Origin of the sequence: Lonsdalea iberica, assembly GCF_002111585.1 — a bacterium.
GTDB classification, from domain to species: Bacteria; Pseudomonadota; Gammaproteobacteria; order Enterobacterales; family Enterobacteriaceae; genus Lonsdalea; species Lonsdalea iberica.
This window is the reverse complement of record NZ_LUTP01000025.1, coordinates 1-18547: the sequence shown is the minus strand read 5'-3', so window position 1 is coordinate 18547 and position 18547 is coordinate 1. Positions and strand designations below refer to the sequence as shown.

At 57.5% G+C, this 18547-nt stretch carries 17 protein-coding genes, 1 other RNA gene and 1 pseudogene; 11 read left to right on the top strand and 8 right to left on the bottom strand.

Annotated elements, in window-relative coordinates:
• Positions 1–19: 19 nt before the first annotated feature.
• On the bottom strand, positions 20–601 hold the full coding sequence (locus AU511_RS10985) for a YecA/YgfB family protein (protein ID WP_094109667.1): 582 nt from the start codon (positions 599–601) through the stop codon (positions 20–22).
• Positions 602–791: 190 nt separating this feature from the next.
• On the opposite strand from AU511_RS10985, the gene zapA reads away from it, so the two are divergent.
• The 3 genes from zapA to AU511_RS10970 all read left to right on the top strand — a co-directional run bounded on the left by zapA (position 792) and on the right by AU511_RS10970 (position 2043).
• Positions 792–1121, top strand: coding sequence for a cell division protein ZapA (gene zapA, locus AU511_RS10980; RefSeq protein ID WP_026739504.1), 330 nt, complete (start codon positions 792–794; stop codon positions 1119–1121).
• A gap of 82 nt (positions 1122–1203) precedes the next feature.
• Positions 1204–1386: non-coding RNA, 6S RNA (gene ssrS, locus AU511_RS10975), on the top strand.
• A gap of 39 nt (positions 1387–1425) precedes the next feature.
• Positions 1426–2043, top strand: a complete 618-nt coding sequence (locus AU511_RS10970; RefSeq protein WP_094109666.1) for a 5-formyltetrahydrofolate cyclo-ligase — start codon at positions 1426–1428, stop codon at positions 2041–2043.
• Between the two features lie 10 nt (positions 2044–2053).
• Here the strand turns inward: AU511_RS10970 and nadR are convergent, their stop codons facing one another.
• The 3 genes from nadR to serB form a co-directional block, all read right to left on the bottom strand.
• Entirely contained in the window at positions 2054–3298 is a 1245-nt protein-coding gene (gene nadR, locus AU511_RS10965; RefSeq protein ID WP_094101303.1) for a multifunctional transcriptional regulator/nicotinamide-nucleotide adenylyltransferase/ribosylnicotinamide kinase NadR, read from the bottom strand.
• Between the two features lie 74 nt (positions 3299–3372).
• Positions 3373–4758, bottom strand: coding sequence for a DNA repair protein RadA (gene radA / locus AU511_RS10960; RefSeq protein WP_094101302.1), 1386 nt, complete (start codon positions 4756–4758; stop codon positions 3373–3375).
• A gap of 20 nt (positions 4759–4778) precedes the next feature.
• The gene (serB, locus tag AU511_RS10955) at positions 4779–5756 is read right to left on the bottom strand and encodes a phosphoserine phosphatase (protein WP_094109665.1); all 978 of its coding nucleotides are present in this window, start codon (positions 5754–5756) and stop codon (positions 4779–4781) included.
• Positions 5757–5895: 139 nt separating this feature from the next.
• On the opposite strand from serB, the gene AU511_RS10950 reads away from it, so the two are divergent.
• From AU511_RS10950 to AU511_RS10915, 8 genes are all read left to right on the top strand, one after another.
• Entirely contained in the window at positions 5896–6579 is a 684-nt protein-coding gene (locus AU511_RS10950; protein WP_094101300.1) for a YtjB family periplasmic protein, read from the top strand.
• Positions 6580–6850: 271 nt separating this feature from the next.
• Entirely contained in the window at positions 6851–8440 is a 1590-nt protein-coding gene (gene prfC, locus AU511_RS10945) for a peptide chain release factor 3 (protein WP_094101299.1), read from the top strand.
• Between the two features lie 398 nt (positions 8441–8838).
• Complete coding sequence (gene osmY / locus AU511_RS10940) at positions 8839–9456, top strand: molecular chaperone OsmY (RefSeq protein ID WP_094101298.1); 618 nt, start codon at positions 8839–8841, stop codon at positions 9454–9456.
• Between the two features lie 247 nt (positions 9457–9703).
• Positions 9704–9865, top strand: coding sequence for a DUF1328 domain-containing protein (locus AU511_RS10935; protein ID WP_071999747.1), 162 nt, complete (start codon positions 9704–9706; stop codon positions 9863–9865).
• A 290-nt stretch (positions 9866–10155) separates the two neighbouring features.
• Entirely contained in the window at positions 10156–11019 is an 864-nt protein-coding gene (locus AU511_RS10930) for a TatD family hydrolase (protein ID WP_094109664.1), read from the top strand.
• Positions 11020–11415: 396 nt separating this feature from the next.
• Positions 11416–12687, top strand: coding sequence for a NupC/NupG family nucleoside CNT transporter (locus tag AU511_RS10925; RefSeq protein ID WP_100059668.1), 1272 nt, complete (start codon positions 11416–11418; stop codon positions 12685–12687).
• A 90-nt stretch (positions 12688–12777) separates the two neighbouring features.
• Entirely contained in the window at positions 12778–13500 is a 723-nt protein-coding gene (locus AU511_RS10920) for a 4'-phosphopantetheinyl transferase family protein (protein ID WP_094109662.1), read from the top strand.
• A gap of 25 nt (positions 13501–13525) precedes the next feature.
• Positions 13526–14296, top strand: coding sequence for an SDR family oxidoreductase (locus tag AU511_RS10915; RefSeq protein ID WP_094109661.1), 771 nt, complete (start codon positions 13526–13528; stop codon positions 14294–14296).
• Between the two features lie 237 nt (positions 14297–14533).
• Here the strand turns inward: AU511_RS10915 and urtE are convergent, their stop codons facing one another.
• The 4 genes and pseudogenes from urtE to urtB form a co-directional block, all read right to left on the bottom strand.
• Positions 14534–15232 carry an urea ABC transporter ATP-binding subunit UrtE gene (gene urtE, locus AU511_RS10910; RefSeq protein WP_094109660.1) on the bottom strand — a complete coding sequence of 233 codons (699 nt, stop codon included), beginning with the start codon at positions 15230–15232 and terminating at the stop codon, positions 14534–14536.
• A 1-nt stretch (position 15233) separates the two neighbouring features.
• Entirely contained in the window at positions 15234–16025 is a 792-nt protein-coding gene (urtD, locus tag AU511_RS10905; protein WP_094109659.1) for an urea ABC transporter ATP-binding protein UrtD, read from the bottom strand.
• Complete coding sequence (gene urtC / locus AU511_RS10900; RefSeq protein WP_094101292.1) at positions 16018–17094, bottom strand: urea ABC transporter permease subunit UrtC; 1077 nt, start codon at positions 17092–17094, stop codon at positions 16018–16020. The genes urtD and urtC overlap by 8 nt, the downstream gene beginning before the upstream one ends.
• Positions 17094–18547: pseudogene (gene urtB / locus AU511_RS17545) on the bottom strand (urea ABC transporter permease subunit UrtB); the annotation flags it as partial. The gene urtC and the pseudogene urtB, both read right to left, overlap by 1 nt.

The following is an 18547-nucleotide window of genomic DNA, read 5'->3' as shown; positions in this document are numbered from 1 at the left end:
TAAGGCGGATAGCCGAACGTTAGTGCAGCGTCGGCTTTTGTTCGGGGGCGGTTACCACCGGATGCGTGAACTCGTTATGACACATTATGGCAGCAACCCGTACATATTCGACGACTTCTTCCAGCGACTGGGCCAGCTGGTCCTGGTCTTCGTCTTCGTCATAGCCCAGTTGGGCGATGTTACGCAGATCGTCAATCGCCTCTTTTAATTCACCCTGCGTCTTTTCCAGACGCGGCTGCACCACCCCCAGTCCGAGCAGGAAGTGGTTGACCCAGCCGGCCAGACCGTCGGCGCGTTCGAACACGGTCACGTTGTCTTGCGTGTCGTCCGGCAGGTACAGCTGAAACATGAAGCCTTCATCTTCCAGCGTATTGCGAGTGATCTGATAAATCTCCAGCAGCGGCTGCGCCAGCGCCTGTGGGAAAGACAGGCCATCGTTGGTCAGTTCCGATACCAGCGTTTTCCAGCTGTCGTCGTGATTGCCGCCGCACAAAATGCCGCTGATCAGGCCGTGCATTTCCGCCGTCGTCAGGGCGACCTGGTGCTGTTGCAGTAGTTGTTCAGTGGCTTCGTAGCCAGGGAGTTTGTTCTGTATAGACATGCGCATTCATCGTCGTTGCGGGGAGTTCGTGTTATGCTAACACCAAGCTCCGTTGCTATACCAGAAAGGGCTTGTATCTTCTATTTGGGGTATATATAGTAGCGCCCGCTTTTTACCTGGACGAGCTGCCGGGCAGCATCAGGTAATCAAACTGCGCGGGCGCGAAACGACACAAGGGCAGGAAGGTGGCATGTCTGCACAACCGGTAGATATTCAAATTTTTGGCCGTTCGTTAAGAGTGAATTGTCCGCCAGAACAACAGGATGCGTTGAATCAGGCTGCGGAAGATCTTAACCAGCGGTTGCAAGATCTCAAAGTTCGCACTAGAGTCACAAACACAGAGCAACTGGTCTTTATCGCCGCGCTCAACGTGTGCCATGAGCTGGCGCAGGAACGGACAAAAACCCGTGACTATGCCTCCAATATGGAACAACGGATTCGCATGCTGCAGCAGACCATCGAACAGGCGCTGTTGGAGCAAGGTCGCATTACCGACCGTCAGGATGCCCAGTTTGAATAAGCGCGCATTTTGGTAAAAGGCCGTGGATTTCGGGTAACAAAACGCTGTTATACATGTTAGGGTAACAGCAGTAACGAATAAAATTTCTCTGAGATGTTTGCCAGCGGGCCAGTCCCCTGAGCCGATATTTACAACCAACAGAATGTTGTGCTTGTGGTTGGTGCGCATGCTCGGTCCGTCCGAGAAGCCTAAAAACTGCGACGTGACGTTCACCTTGAACCAAGGGTTCAAGGGTTACAGCCTGCGGCGGCATCTCGGAGATTCCTTCCTCTTAATATCCTTTTCCTACAGGCTGATAACCGATATGCAGACGCCCGATTCTTCTGCCGATCGCTCCGCCGATCTCGACCGTCAGACTCTCCGCCAGCGTATACGCCAACGGCGCCGAGCGCTCAGCGCCGAACAGCAGGCGAGTTTCTCTCAACAGGCGGCGCAACGCATCATCAATCATCCTCGAATTCAGCAGGGCCGACATGTGGCGGCGTATCTCTCATTTGACGGCGAGCTGGATACCACTCCGTTAATTGACGCGCTCTGGCGGCTGGGCAAACAGGTCTACCTGCCCGTTTTGCATCCGTTCAGCGCCGGTCAGCTGCTGTTTCTGCGCTACGAACCTGACACGGAGCTGACGCTCAACCGGCTCGGTATCCTACAGCCGCGACTGGACGTGCGTCAGGTATTGCCGACGCACCAGCTGGATATCCTGTTGACGCCGCTGGTGGCGTTTGACGACCGGGGACAACGATTAGGCATGGGGGGGGGATTCTACGATCGTACGTTAGAACATTGGCAGGAGCGCGGGCCATATCCCATCGGACTCGCTCACGATTGTCAGCAGGTCGAGCAGGTGCCCGCCGCCCACTGGGACGTCCCGCTCCCGGAAATCCTCACGCCGTCCCGCGCATGGCAGTGGCCGGCGTGAAGCGCTTAGTCTAATTCATGCTGCGACTGTCATGTCCCAACATGTTCTGCACCAGCTCCACGCAGCGCAGGAAGCGGCTGTCATAGTCTGACTCCGTGACATAGACATAGTCGACGTTATTCTGCGCCAGCATCTCCTTCAGGAGATTTTGGAACTCAGAGCGGTCCGCTGTGCTACCCAGACTTCTTAGACCGTCCGCCACCCACGGCGTGTTGTTTTCCAGCAAAATCACCAGATCGAAGCGGTACTCCTCAATCAGCGCCTGAACGAACGGGTGCTCGCGTCCTTCATATTTTTTACAAAACGCCTGCGTAGTGATGAAGTCGGTGTCGATAAAGGCCACTTTATTGGCATATTTAACCGAAAAATCAATATATTGAGCCTGACCGAGCGCGATTTTGTCGTAGTCGGAGTATTGCAAGGCCATCTCGTCGCCGCCCAGATGTGAAAACACGTAGTCACGACCGTATTCCCAGGCGCTGGTGGTGTTGAAGATATTGGACAACTTATTGACCAGCGTCGATTTTCCACTGGACTCGCCCCCTAGAATCGCCACGGTGCGCACGAAGAAGGGTTTCACTTCCGTAGGAATATATTCCCAGTAGCGGAACGGGTTCTGTCGGATTTGCGAGCCGCTGATATTCATGAAAGAGCGCTTCGGGTCGACCAACACGGCGTCGATCCCAAGATGCGGTGCGTACTGCGGCGCGTCCTGCTCTTCGCTGGTGTAGACGAAGTTGGGTTCGATGCCTTTTTCCGCCATGAATTTTTTGATGCCCTGGCTCCAGACGTCCCAGCCGTGCGGGTAGGGTTCCATGCCTTCTTCGTTGAAGGCATGAATATGAATATTTTTCTGATATTTGAAGGTTTGCAGCAGCCAGCGCAAGCGGTCGCTGACGGTCGGCTGCTGCGACATGGAGCTGTGTTCGAAGAGGGTGCGATCCCTTTCCTCGTCGAAACCCATGATGACATGCAGTTCATCCACCTGGCTGCAGGCGCGCTGGATGAGATAGATGTGGCCGGTATGCAGTGGGTAAAATTTACCGAACACGACCCCGATACTTTTTTGGTGGTAGGGGAATTCCAGCCCCAGGAATCGATGCAGCGCTTCCAGCTTCTGCGCGCTGGGGCTTTTGATTTTAGCGTTCAGCAGTTGGCTAAGGTAGCCTTTTGTCATCCCGGTGGCGTCGGCAACCTGCTGTAGTGTACAGCCCTGTTGCCTGATAGCCGATTTGAGGTAATCGAATGGTGACATGATCCGGCGCTCCTTGTTTAGCTTACTAAACAAAATACCACAGTGGCCGGGTCATAATCCAAAGCTATCTGCCGTTAGAGTTCATCCAGAATGGCAAGCGCGTCCGCCAGCTTCTTGACGCCAAACACCTGCATGTTGGCCGGCGGCTTCTTGGGCATATTGGCATAAGGCACGATCGCGCGCTTGAAGCCATGCTTGGCGGCTTCGGTGATCCGCTCCTGTCCGCTTGGCACCGGTCGGATCTCGCCTGCCAATCCGACTTCGCCAAAGACCACCAGATCCTGCGGCAGCGGGCGATCGCGCAGGCTGGAGACCAACGACAGCAGCAGCGCCAGGTCGGCGCTGGTTTCGGTAACCTTCACACCGCCCACGACATTGACGAACACGTCCTGATCCGACATCTGCAGGCCGCCGTGGCGATGCAGAACCGCCAGCAGGATCGCCAGACGATTTTGCTCCAACCCCACCGCGACTCGACGGGGGTTGGCCATCATCGAGTGATCGACCAGCGCCTGAATCTCCACCAGCAGCGGCCGGGTGCCTTCCCATACCACCATCACCGAGCTACCGGAGGTGATCTCATCGCCCCGGCTCAGGAAAATGGCGGACGGGTTGCTGATTTCACGCAGTCCCTGTTCCGTCATGGCGAAAACGCCCAGTTCATTGACGGCGCCGAAACGGTTTTTATGGCTGCGCAGCGTGCGGAAACGGGAGTCCGCGTCGCCGTCCAGCAGTACGGAACAGTCAATACAGTGCTCCAGCACCTTCGGACCCGCCAGCGAACCGTCTTTGGTGACGTGCCCAACCATCACGATCGCCACTCCGCGGGTTTTAGCGAAACGGGTCAGATAGGCGGCGGTCTCACGCACCTGTGAGACGCTGCCCGGCGAGGACTGGATATCGGACAGGTGCATCACCTGAATGGAGTCGATGACCATCAGCTTCGGCTGTTCCTGCTCGGCGATCAGGCAGATCTGCTCGATGCTGGTTTCCGACAGCATATTGAGATTCTGCGCGGGGAGGCCGAGCCGGTGCGCGCGCATCGCGACCTGCTGCAACGACTCTTCGCCCGTCACGTACAGGGTTTTCATCTGTTCGGACAGCTTGCACAGCGTTTGCAATAGTAAGGTACTTTTACCCGCGCCGGGGTTGCCGCCGATCAAAATGGCGCTGCCGGGCACGACGCCCCCACCTAACACCCGGTCAAACTCCTGAAAGCCGGTAGAGAAGCGAGGCAGCGCTTCAAGACTGATTTCAGAGAGTTTCTGTACCCGGCTGACCCCGGCGCTGTCGCCCGCATAGCTGGCGAAGCGGTCGCTGCGTGCTGACGACGGCGCTGCCGCCAGACGAACCTCTGTGATGGTATTCCAGGCCTGACAGGCGCTGCATTGTCCCTGCCAGCGCGGATAATCAGCGCCGCACTCGTTGCAGACGAAGGCGCGTTTAGCGGCTTTTGCCACGGTTTACCTCACTTCTTTATTTAACGTTGTTCGTGTCGCAGGCTGCCGCTGAGAATACACAGCACGCCGGTCAAATCCGCATAGCGGATGCTGGTAGCCGTTTGGGCATAGACCTTGGGTTTGGCGTGATAGGCAATCCCGAGCCCGGCGGCTTTTATCATCAGAAGATCGTTGGCGCCGTCGCCGATGGCGATCGTCTGCTCCAAAGGAATTTCCAGTTTGTCGGCTAACTGCCGCAGGGTGTCCGCCTTATATTGGGCGTCGACGATCGGGCCTTCGACTTCGCCCGTCAGCTTGCCGTCACGCATGCCCAAGGAATTGGCGACGGCGGCGACCAGATCCAGCTTCGAGCGCAGATGATCGGCGAAAAAGGTAAAACCACCGGAAGCGATCGCCAGATGCCATCCGGCTTCCTGTAGCTGTTGCACCATTTGTTCCAGGCCGGGCATCAGCGGGAGAGTGTCACGAACCTGCAAGAGGATATTCGCATCCGCGCCTTTCAGCGTACCCACGCGCTCGCGCAGGCTGGAAGAGAAATCCAGATCGCCTTGCATGGCGCGCTCGGTGATCGCCGCCACCTGATCGCCCACGCCCGCCAGACGGGCAATTTCATCAATACACTCGATCTGGATCGCCGTGGAGTCCATGTCCATGACCAGCAAACCGGGCGATCGCAGCGTCGGGTGATTGCCCATCGCCGCCACGTCCAGCCCCAGCGTGTGCGCCGACTCGGCGATATGCGGCGTCAGGATCCCCGCCAGTCGAACGACCTGATAGTCGCCCACGCTCCAGGCGCTGACGATGACCATGGGTTCGTCCAGCAGATGCTGCATGCGGGACAACGCGTTTTTGTCGAGGGTGTCGCCGTAGAGCAACCAGCCGGTATTGCCCGCCCGATAGTCCAGCGGCATGACTTCGTCACCGCTGAGCGACAGCGGCAAATTGGGCCAGCAATTGATCTCGACGGGCAGATCGCGATAGGTCAAACGGTTCGACATGGGGTAAATCCTTTCCTGCGGGTGTTGTGTTGACGAAGTAGAACGGTCAAAAGAGGACAATGATAAAACAACGGAACAAGCTATCCTATCGTCAACGCTTCTGGCAACATTAAACTCTCCTAATCGCGCAGGTGTTCCCATGGTTCGGGCTCGGTTGAAATTTCGCTTACATCGTACGGCTATTGTGCTGATCTGTCTGGCGCTGCTGGTGATCCTGATGCAGGGATCGTCCTACTTTAGTCTTAGTCATCAGATGGCTCGTTCCGAACAGGTTGAAGAGCTGACGCGGACGTTGACTCGTCAGGTGGCGTTCAGCCTGACCCCGTTGCTGGAAGGCAACGATGACAACAGCCAGCGGATCCACGACGTGTTGCGGAATCTGACCGATCGCAGCCGGATTCTGGATGCCGGCCTCTATGCACTGGATGGCACACTGATATCGCGGGCCGGCGAGCAGATCCCTTTGCGTGACCGGCTGGCGCTCGATGGCAATCGGGCCGGGAGTTACTTCAACCATCAACTGGTGGAGCAGATCAACGGTAGGGATGGACCGATTGGCTTTCTCCGCGTGACGCTGGACACCCACGTGCTGGCGACCGAGGCCAAGCAGGTGGACAACACGACCAACATTCTTCGGCTGATGATTTTGCTGGCGCTGGCCATCGGCATCATTCTCGCGCGTACGCTGTTGCAGCACCGCCGCTCCCGTTGGCAGCAGTCGCCCTATCTGCTGACCGCCAACACGCCGGTTGAAGATGACGAGCCGGACAGCGACGACGACGAGAGCGGCCAGATTTCGCGAAAGTCCGACACACGTCGCTGAACGAAAACGCTATCTTCGATGCCACTCCCCCACGGATCAAAAAAAACGGATCCCGCTGCGCTCGCGGCGGAGACGTCGCGGACGTGAGGCTCGTTTGCCGATGTGGGGCGATAAACGGTAAAGAAAAGGGGCGTCTTTCAGTCACCGATTGTTTATGACCGGTAAATCAGAGAAAATGCCCCGCTTAACGATTGATTTCCGCTCTGCCTGACGTGACATCGCTGCGATCTGATGCTGACGCCGGGTGCTAACCTGAAGAAGCCTGAACAACATGTCTCCAAGTGAATTTGCCCGCGAAGTCTCGAAACGACGGACTTTTGCCATTATTTCCCACCCTGACGCCGGTAAAACCACCATCACGGAAAAGGTTTTGCTGTTCGGACAGGCGATCCAGACCGCCGGTACGGTAAAAGGCCGCGGCTCTAATCAGCACGCCAAATCCGACTGGATGGAAATGGAAAAACAGCGTGGTATCTCCATCACGACGTCTGTGATGCAGTTCCCCTATCGGGATAGCCTGGTCAACTTGCTGGATACCCCAGGGCATGAAGACTTCTCGGAAGATACCTACCGTACGCTGACCGCCGTCGACTGCTGTCTGATGGTGATTGATGCCGCGAAAGGGGTGGAAGATCGTACTCGTAAACTGATGGACGTCACCCGCCTGCGCGATACCCCGATTCTCACCTTCATGAACAAGCTTGACCGCGACATCCGCGATCCGATGGAGCTGCTGGACGAAGTGGAAAGCGAGCTGAACATCGCCTGTTCGCCTATCACCTGGCCTATCGGCTGCGGAAAGATGTTTAAAGGGGTCTATCACTTATATAAAGATGAAACCTACCTGTATCAGCGCGGAATGGGGCACACCATCCAGGAATTGCGCGTTATCAAAGGGCTGAATAACCCTGAGCTGGACAGCGAGGTCGGCGAAGAGCTGGCGGCCCAGCTGCGCGAAGAGCTGGAGCTGGTGCAAGGCGCTTCCAATGAATTTGAAGAAGAGGCTTTCCTGAGCGGCGACCTCACGCCGGTCTTCTTCGGCACCGCGCTGGGTAACTTCGGCGTTGACCACATGCTGGACGGGTTGGTCGACTGGGCGCCGACGCCGATGCCGCGTAACACCAACGCGCGCGAAGTGGTTGCGTCGGAAGAGAAATTCTCCGGTTTTGTCTTCAAGATCCAGGCCAATATGGATCCGAAACACCGTGACCGCGTGGCTTTCATGCGCGTGGTGTCGGGTAAATATGAAAAAGGTATGAAGCTGCGTCAGGTGCGGACTGGTAAAGATGTGACGATCGCGGATGCGCTAACCTTTATGGCGGGCGACCGTTCCCACGTGGAAGAAGCGTATCCCGGCGATATCATTGGCTTGCATAACCACGGCACCATCCAAATCGGCGATACGTTCACGCAGGGTGAAGATATGAAGTTCACCGGTATTCCGAACTTTGCCCCTGAACTGTTCCGCCGCATTCGCCTGCGCGATCCGCTGAGGCAGAAACAGCTGCTGAAAGGATTGGTTCAGCTGTCCGAAGAGGGCGCTGTGCAGGTATTCCGTCCGTTGATCAATAACGATCTGATCGTGGGAGCGGTGGGGGTGCTGCAGTTTGATGTGGTCGTTGCCCGTCTGAAGACGGAGTACAACGTAGAAGCGGTTTATGAGTCGGTCAACGTCTCGACGGCACGCTGGGTGGAGTGCGACGACGTCAAAAAACTGGAAGAGTTTAAGCGTAAGAACGAGCAGCATCTGGCGCTCGACGGCGGCGACAACCTCACCTATGTGGCCCCCACGATGGTGAACCTGAACCTGACGCAGGATCGCTACCCGGACGTGCAGTTCCATAAAACACGGGAACATTGATTCTCTGCTTAGAATTCACACAAATGACGCAAGCCAGGCATATGCCTGGCTTTTTGTTTTTTTGTTCCCATTTTTCAGTGAATTAACGAAAAATCCCTCATCGTCAGGCACCCTTTCCCCGCACAGACAAATCTGAATCTCTCTAATCTGCGGCCTTTTTCCTTCGGTTACCTGGGTTTTTATCCACAGTCGACTATAGTTAACTATGTGTACGACATTTCTAGTTTGTTTCACTGTTAATTTAACGAGAGGTAGTGAGTTATATTGGAGTGCAGGTAATTTACGGCATGACAATCTATTCGGTAGCCGATGTCGGCAACGACGCGCTAGCCTCGTGATTGACTCTTTATGAGCACATTCCGTGCAGTGAAATAGTGGCAACAAAAAGGAAGATCTAGATGAAAAAGACCAAGATTGCACAATCAGTAATGGCCGTTGTTCTGGGTACCATGTTGCTGGGCGGTCAGGCGATGGCACAAGAAACGTTCAGCCAGAAGGTGAAGAACGTGGCCGACACCACCGGACAGAAAGTCGATAGCTCCATGACTTCTGCAGGGAGCTATCTGGATGACAGCACGATCACCGCCAAGGTGAAAAGCGCGCTGCTGGAAGATAAAACCATCGACAGCGGTGACATCTCCGTCGCAACGTCCAAAGGCGTCGTGACCCTGAGCGGTTTTGTCGCCAGTCAGGACCTTTCTGCGCACGCGGTCAGCATCGCGACCAAGACCGAAGGCGTGAAGTCCGTCAGTGATAAGCTGCAGGTCAAAGATGAAAAAGGTTCCCAGACCGTCGGCGCTTATGCCGGAGACACGGTAACCACCAGCAAAGTTAAAGCGAAACTTCTGGCGGACAGCATCGTTCCGTCTCGCCACATCAAAGTTGAAACGCACGACGGTATTGTGCAGCTAACCGGTCAGGTATCGACGGCGGCGCAGTCGGCTCAGGCGGAAAGTTTGGCCAAGGCTGTTGAAGGGGTTAAAAGCGTCAAGAACGACCTGACGGTGAAATCCTAATCTAGCTTCGACTCCGGGTTATGCCGTTCAACGGGTCACCCGCGATCACGTCAGCGCGGCGGTAATTTCTCCGCCGCGCCTGTCAGGACGACTCACCGACGGTATCTTCGCTCAGGGCGGCTTTGGCGCCATCCGACGAATGAGCGCTTTTGGGCTCATGACGCTGTCCCGTCGGATAGACGCGTTGCGTACCATGACGCAGGCTGCAACAACACCACCTTAATCACCGGATATTGAAGGAGAGCGTATGTTTCGTTGGGGTATTATTTTTCTGATTGTGGCGCTGATCGCCGCCGCGCTAGGTTTCGGCGGGCTGGCGGGCGTAGCAGCGAGTGCCGCTAAAATTGTCTTCGTGATCGGTATCATTCTATTCCTGATCAGTCTTTTTATGGGACGTAAGCGACCCTAAGGATAGCGGCATGAGTTTGCCGCTTCGGTCTGTTCTCCATCACGTCTGATAACGCTGGCCCGGCATCCCTTAGGATGCGCGGGCCGGTTTTTCGTCAGGCGACCGGTGTTTCTTTGTCATGCTCGATACTCCGATGGGGCGGTGTCCCCTTTGTCGGCCTGCATCGGTGAATCGAGAGGGAAATGAATGGGCGTTGCTGCCGGTTAGCCCTATTGCAGGGGCATGACGTTCAGGTTCGGTAACTGCTATCCTCATACCCTCTTGTTCAGCAAAGAGGTCGTCAATTGATCATGCCGGGTTCCGATCACACCGCCAGCCAGACCGACCTGCGCTCCCACGCGCCGGGTCCGCTGATAGATACCCACTGTCATTTTGACGTTCCGCTGTTTCTGGACGACGAGGCGGCCAGCGTACGGCGTGCTCAGGACGCGGGCATTACTGACATCATCATCCCCGCGGTGGATTCCCATCATTTCGATCTCATCTTACAACTCGCCCAACGCTGGCCTGGTCTGCACGCAGCGCTGGGACTGCATCCGTTGTACATCGCCCGCCATGACGACGAGGATTTGGCGTTGCTGGATGCCCGGTTGCAGTCGCACCGCAAAGACCTGGTGGCGGTAGGTGAGGTGGGGTTGGATCTTTACATGGACGATCCGCAGTTCGATCGCCAGTGCCACTTTCTCGGCGAACAGTTAGCACTGGCGCGTCGTTACGATCTGCCGGCGATACTGCACTCCCGGCGTACACATGACCGTCTGGCGGCGATACTGCGGCGATGCTCCCTGCCGCGTACGGGCGTTGTACACGGTTTTTCAGGCAGCTATGAGCAGGCGATGGCGTTCGTCCGACTCGGCTTTTATATCGGCGTTGGGGGAACCATTACGTATCCGCGCGCCAGTAAAACGCGCAAGGCCATCGCGCAATTGCCGCTGGACAGTCTCTTGCTGGAGACGGATGCGCCGGATATGCCCGTGTATGGGCATCAGGGCGCGCCCAATCGCCCCGAGCGTATCCGCAACGTTTTATCGTCATTATGTGAACTGCGAGAAGAAAGCCCGGCGCAAATCGTGGCGGCCTTATTGGCGAATACATGGCGTGTGTTCGATCTTGCGGATAAAGGCACGGGTCCTGCGGAGGTGAGTAAATCCTGATCAGATGTTATCAATGTTGAAAAATTTAACATCCAGTTTGACAATGCCGGAATAGTCCCTTTTTATTTCTGCCAGACTCGTTCATTTTTCCCTTCTGTATCACTTTATCTCCCATCGTTAGATGGGTTTTTTTGTTTTATGACAATAGGTAACGTGATGAATAGTGAGTAGAAAGAAGAGGAATAATGCACTTTTATCCCAAAATATACAATATTTAAGAATATTTGACGTTTTTATTCATTTAATGTTGTATGCATCGTTGATTGCTGCCGATATGCCTTTTCGTCGCCGGGCTTCTTAGCTTGTTAAGTTTTCTGAGGCATGGGATGCGCCGAGGCAGTAGCACACACTTTCTTAGTTCATTACTTTCTCTACTAAAGGGATTTTTCCATGGAAATGTTGATGAGTCTGGTGGGGATGGCTGTATTGATCCTGGTCGGAATCATGCTGTCTCATAACCGTAGCGCAATTAACGTTCGTACGGTCATCTGCGCTTTTTTGATCCAAGTCTGCATTGGTGTATTGGCGCTATATGTTCCCTTGGGGCGTCAGGTTCTTGCCAGTATCACGTCCGGCGTAGGTAACGTCATCGCCTATGGCAATGACGGGATCGCATTTATGTTCGGCGGTTTGGCTTCGGATAAAATGTTCGAGATCTTCGGCGGCGGCGGTTTTGTCTTTGCGCTGCGGGTACTGCCGATGATTGTTTTCTTCTCTTCCCTGATCGCGGTGCTGTATTACCTCGGCATCATGCAGTGGGTCGTACGCCTGCTGGGCGGCAGCCTGCAATTGCTGTTGCGGACCTCGCGCACCGAATCTCTCTCCGCCACCGCGAATATCTTTGTCGGCATGACGGAGGCGCCGCTGGTGGTGCGTCCTTACATCGCGGGCATGACGCAGTCCGAACTGTTCGCCGTTATGTGCGGCGGGCTGGCCTCTATCTCCGTCTCCGTTCTCGCGGGCTATGCGCAGATGGGCGTGCCGCTGGAGTATCTGATTGCCGCTTCCTTTATGGCCGCGCCTGGGAGTCTGCTGTTTGCCAAGTTGATTATTCCGGAAACGGAACAGACGCATGACCGCGAGAACGTTCAGCATTTCGACGGCGAAGAACAAAAGCCGGGCAATGTGATCGATGCGGCGGCGGGCGGTGCGGCGTCGGGTTTGCAACTGGCGTTAAATGTTGGGGCAATGTTACTGGCTTTTATCGCTCTGATTGCTTTACTTAACGGTATCCTCAGCGGAGTTGGAGGCTGGTTCGATTACCCTCAGTTGTCTCTGGAGCTGGTTCTGGGCTGGATTTTCGCACCCGTGGCATTCCTGATCGGCGTGCCATGGAGTGAAGCGACCGTTGCCGGATCGTTCATTGGACAGAAGCTGGTTGTTAATGAATTTGTGGCCTATTTGAATTTGAGCTCCTACCTCAAGCCTGACGATGTCGTCGCGGCCTCCGGTTTACAGGTGCTGTCTACACACACTAAAGCGATTGTCTCGTTTGCTCTGTGCGGCTTCGCCAATTTGTCCTCTATCGCCATACTCATCGGCGGTCTGGGCAGCATGGCGCCGAATAGACGTCAGGACATTGCCCGCTTCGGAATGAAGGCCATTGCGGCGGGAACGTTATCGAATCTGATGAGCGCCAGTATCGCCGGTTTCTTTCTGGCTTTGTGAGTAGTGTTTTACAGGGAGGTAGCGCTGCTGCTTCTCTGTACTGTAAACTAGTGGCATATGCACTAGGTTCCGCTTGAAGAGTTAACAAATATGCTTTCTGTTTTTATAGAAGATATAGAGTGGGTTACGTTCCACCAGGCTGACAGCGAAGCTATTTACCCTGGGGTAGGGGCTCGCTGTCATTTCTCCCTGCGGACTTATCGTGATGATTTGTTCTTTCGCGCAGGGATTCCTTTCACAGCAGAAATTGCCCGCTCAGTGCCTAAGCGTCGGGCTGAGTATCTGGCCGGACGTTATCTCGCTCGCAAAGTGCTTGAACGCTTGGGGATTGAACGATACACGTTGAAAAACGGCGAGGATCGTTCGCCGCAGTGGCCGGACTTTATCGTCGGCTCATTGAGCCACAACGCAGACTCCGCGCTCTGCGCGGCCCACATGCGTCAGGATACGGCCTCTTACGTCGGATTGGATATAGAGACGCTCATGAGCGAAGAGCGGGCGAATAGCCTATGGCCGGGCATCATCAACGACGAAGAGTTCGACTGGATGCATGAGGTTTTCCCCGGTCGCTTTTCCTCGTTGTTGACGCTGACGTTTTCCGCCAAAGAAAGTTTGTATAAGGCACTGTATCCGCAAGTAAAACACTATTTTGATTTTCTGGATGTCAAAATATTGGAGCTGGATCGTGCGAGTCACTCTTTCACATTGGAACTGCTGTGCGACCTGTCGCCGGACTTCCTGCGAGGACGCCGCTTCAGCGGGACGTATCAACTGCGTGATAATGATGTGACAACCTTCATCTACCACCAATGATGAATCGGGAGGCGGAGGGCGCATCATGCAGATGACGGGAAACACGTTGCTCATTACCGGCGGCGGATCGGGGATCGGTCGCGGATTGGCGGAAGCGTTTCATCGGGCCGGGAACCAGGTCGTTATCGCGGGGCGTGACGAGTCCCGTCTGCGCAAGGTCGCGTTCGCCCATGCGGGCATGGCGTATCTCGTGCTTGACCAGCGCTCGCCGGACGGCGTGGAAGCCTTTGTTCAGGCGCTGACGGCGCGTTTCCCGACATTGAATGGCGTGATCAACAACGCAGGTATTCAGCGGCGGGAAGAGGTGACCGGGCGCGACTGGCAAACGGTGCGGGAGACGGTCTCTACCAATCTGCTGGGGCCGATCTATCTGACCACCGCGTTGTTGCCGCATCTGCTTCAGCAACCTCGTGCGGCGGTTCTCAACGTGACGTCCGAACTAGCATTTCTGCCCCAGGCGGTCACGCCGACTTACTGCGCCAGCAAAGCCGCGCTGCACTCTTATACGCAATCGCTGCGTTTTCAGCTGCGCGATAGCGCGGTGCAGGTCATCGAGATCATCCCGCCCTGGGTGCAGACCGATTTGCAGGGCGAGCAGGGACACGATCCGCGGGCGATGCCGCTGGACGCGTTTATCCGTGAGACGATGACGTTGCTGCGAGACAGGCCGGAGGCGGAGGAGATCGTCGTCGCCCGCGCCCAACACCTGCGCGATGCGCCCCGAAGCGACGATTACGACGCGCGGTTTCTCGCGTTCAACGCGCCGGATCCGGCGTCGCCCGACAACGCAGATTGACGCGCCCTGGCGCCGTTTGCGCGGGCCGGGCAGCGTCTTCTTTCGCAGATCCTTTCGCCTTTTCCGGCCAGCACAATGGGGAATAGAGCCGTGTGGCCATTAATGACGCGGATATTCCTGATACCTGCCTGGGACAGTTGCTGCGATGGGGACTTTTCTGTGCGCGTTACGTTCCTTGGCGACCCCATGAGCTGCATGAAACGTCTCTGCTGCAAGCGGAGCAGCGCCCCTCCGCGGCTATATCGCGACCAGATGGCGCACGCCGTCTTTCTCCATGTCCGGCCCCAGACCGCGTTGGACAATCTCGCCCCGCGACATGACCAGATAACGGTCGGCCAGCGCTGCGGCGAAGTCGTAGAATTGCTCGACCAACAAAATCCCCATATCTCCCCGCTGGGACAACTGTCGGATCACGGCGCCGATCTCTTTGATCACGGAAGGTTGGATGCCCTCGGTGGGTTCATCGAGGATCAGCAACTGCGGCCGGCAGGCCAGGGCGCGGCCGATCGCCAACTGCTGCTGCTGGCCGCCGGATAGGTCGCCGCCGCGCCGCGCTTTCATTTCCTCCAGGACGGGAAATAGCCGGTAGATCTCTTCCGGCGCCGATCTGGCCTGCGCGCCGGAAAAACGCGCCAGACCCATCAGCAGATTTTCTTCCACCGTCAGGCGTGGAAAGATCTCCCGGCCCTGCGGAACATAGGCGATGCCGGCCTGGACCCGCTGATGCGGTTTACGGTGGTTAATAACGCGATCCTGCCAGCGGATCTCGCCGGATTTAGCTGGGATCAAGCCCATCAGGCATTTAAGCAGCGTCGTTTTCCCCACCCCGTTGCGCCCCAGCAGACAGGTGACTTCGCCGGGCCGGGCCTCGAACGACAGGCCGCGCAGGATGTGGCTGCCGCCGTAATATTGATTCAGTTCCGATACCTGTAACATGTCAGCGCCCCAGATAAACGTCGATAACCCGATCGTCCGCCTGCACTTCGCGCAACGACCCCTCGGCCAGCACCTGGCCCTGATGCAGCACGGTGACGCGGTCGGCGATGGTTTCGACGAAGCCCATATCGTGCTCCACGACCATCAACGAGTGCTTGCCGGCCAGACCGCGAAACAGTTCGGCGGTGTACTCGGTCTCGGCATCCGTCATGCCGGCCGCCGGTTCGTCGAGCAGCAGCAGATGCGGCTCCTGCACCAGCAGCATGCCAATCTCGAGAAACTGCTTTTGTCCGTGCGACAGCAACCCGGCTTTGCGACTGCGCGCCGCGTCGAGGCGCAACAGCGTCAGCGTCTCGTCAATACGGTCCCGTTGTTCGCCGTCCAGCCGCGCGCGCAGGCTGGCCCAGACGGATTTATCGTTTTTCAGCGCGATGTCGAGGTTGTCGAACACCGTCAGGGCTTCAAACACCGTGGGTTTCTGAAATTTGCGGCCGATGCCCAAACGCGCGATCTCCACCGGCGACAGTCGGGTCAGATCGATGTGTTGATCGAAGATCGCCTGGCCGGTGTCCGGCCGTGTTTTGCCGGTGATCACATCCATCAGCGTGGTTTTTCCCGCGCCATTGGGGCCGATGATGCAGCGCAGTTCGCCTACGCCGATCTGCAATGAGAGATCCGTCAGCGCGCGGAAGCCGTCGAACGAGACGTTGATCTTCTCCAGTAGCAGGACCGGATCGTGTTGATGGCGGTAGCGATCTGCCGGAAGTGGTTGGGTAAACAGGGATTCAGTCATCACGCCTCCCGCGCAACAGGCCAATGACGCCACGCGGCAGAAATAGCGTGACTAGGATAAACATCAGGCCCAGGAAGAACAGCCAGTATTCGGGAAACGCCATGGTGAACCAACTTTTTGCGCCGTTGACGATACCAGCGCCGAGCAGCGGGCCGATCAGCGTGCCGCGTCCGCCGAGCGCCACCCAGATGGCGGCCTCGATAGAGTTGGTCGGCGACATCTCGCTGGGGTTGATGATGCCGACTTGCGGCACATACAGCGCGCCCGCCAGCCCGCACAATACCGCTGAGAGCGTCCAGACGAACAGCTTGAAGCCCCGGGGATCGTACCCGACGAACATCAGCCGGTTCTCCGCGTCGCGCACCGCCGTCAGCACCCGGCCGAATTTGCTGCGCGCCAGCGCGAAGCCGATGCCGAGGCTGGTCAGCAGCAACAGCACGGTGGCGACGAACAGGCCGATGCGCGTGCCGGTGGCGCTGACGTTAAAGCCGAGCAGGGTGGTGAAGCCGGTAAACCCGTTGTTACCGCCGAAGCCGGTTTCGTTGCGGAAAAACAGCAACATCCCGGCGTAGGTCAGCGCCTGCGTCATGATCGAGAAGTAGACGCCTTTGATTTTCGAGCGGAAGGCGAAGAAGCCGAACACCAGCGCCAGCAGACCGGGCGTCAGCATAATCAGGCACAGCGCCCAGGCGAAATGCTGCGTGCCGGCCCAGAACCACGGCAACTCGTTCCAGGACAGAAACGACATAAACGCCGGTAGGTCGTCTCCCGCGGCCTGACGCATCAGGTACATGCCCATGGCGTAACCGCCCAGCGCAAAAAACAGCCCGTGGCCGAGCGACAGCAGCCCGGCGTAGCCCCATACGAGGTCGAGCGCCACGGCGACGACGGCATAGCACAGGATTTTGCCGACCAGCGTCAGGGTATAGGTGGAGATCGCCAGCGGATGGTCGGCGGGCAGCAGTGCACAGAACGGCAGCGCCAGCAGCGCCAGCGTTGACAGGATACCGAGGCTGAAGGTCAGGCGCGGCGCTTTGCGCGCCAGGGTTAATGTCAGTGGCGTGCTCATCAGTCAATCACCCTCCCTTTCACGGCGAACAGGCCCTGCGGACGTTTCTGGATAAACAGAACGATCAGCACCAGGATCAGAATCTTGCCAAGCACTGCGCCGATCTGCGGCTCCAATACTTTGTTGAGGATGCCGAGGCCGAACGCGGCCGCCACGGTGCCTGCCAACTGACCGACGCCGCCCAGCACCACGACGAGGAAAGAGTCAATGATGTAACTCTGCCCGAGCTCCGGACCGACGTTCCCCAACTGCGACAGCGCCACGCCGCCGAGTCCGGCGATGCCGGAGCCGAGGCCGAACGCCAGCATATCGATGCGGCCGGTAGGGACGCCGCAGCAATCCGCCATCGCGCGATTCTGCGTGACAGCGCGCACATTGAGCCCGAGACGGGTTTTGTTCAGCAGCAGCCAGGTGAGGCCCAGCACCGCGAACACGAACACGATCACCGCAATACGGTTAAACGGCAGCACCAGATTCGGCAACACCTGAAGACCGCCCGAGAGCCAGGCGGGATTGGCGACTTCCAGATTCTGCGCGCCGAACAGCGCGCGCACCAGTTGGATCAGCATCAGGCTGATGCCCCAGGTGGCGAGCAGGGTTTCCAGCGGGCGGCCGTACAAATGGCGGATGACGACGCGTTCCAGCACCATACCTATCGCCGCCGTGATAAAAAAGGCCGCGGGCAGCGCCAGCAAGGGATACCAGGCCAGCCACTGTGGCGCGAACTGTTGAAACAGCGACTGCACCAGCCAGGCGGCGTAAGCCCCAGCATCAGCATTTCGCCGTGCGCCATATTAATCACCCCGAGTAGCCCGTAGGTGATTGCGAGACCGAGGGCGGCAAGCAGCAGGATCGAGCCGAGCGAAAGGCCGGTGAATGCCTGACCGAGCAGTTCGCCCCACATCAGGCGCTGTTCGATGTGCTGCAGGCTGTCCGCGGCGGCGTTGCGGACGGCGGCGTCGGGCTCGTCGGGGGCCTGCGTCAGGCGCTGTAGCCGGGCCTGAGTGGCGGGATGGCTCGACTCCCCCAGCTGCTTCACCGCCTGCAGCCGTACCGCGGCATCGGGGCTGGCGAGCTGGAGATTGGCGGCCGCCATTGCCAGCGAGGCCCGCACCTGGTCGTCGGTTTCGCCGGCGAGCTGCCGTTCGATCACCGGCAGCAGAGCGGCCGCGCCTGTGCTTTGCAGCTGCTGCGCCGCATGCAGGCGGGTCGTAGGGTCATCGCTGACCAGTTGGTGTGCGGCGAGTGAGCTGGCGACCAATACGCGCAGTCGGTTGTTCATAAACAACTTTTTGGTATCGCCGCTCGGTTGCCGCGCGCTGTCGAGCGGCGTGAAGACGTCGTCCTGTCTGCTGAAAGGCTGTTTGTTCTGGTCGATGACCACGGATTCGCGGCGCAGCGCCTCCAGCAACGGCAGGCGCGCGGCCTGCGGCGCGGCGGCCCACTGTTCAAG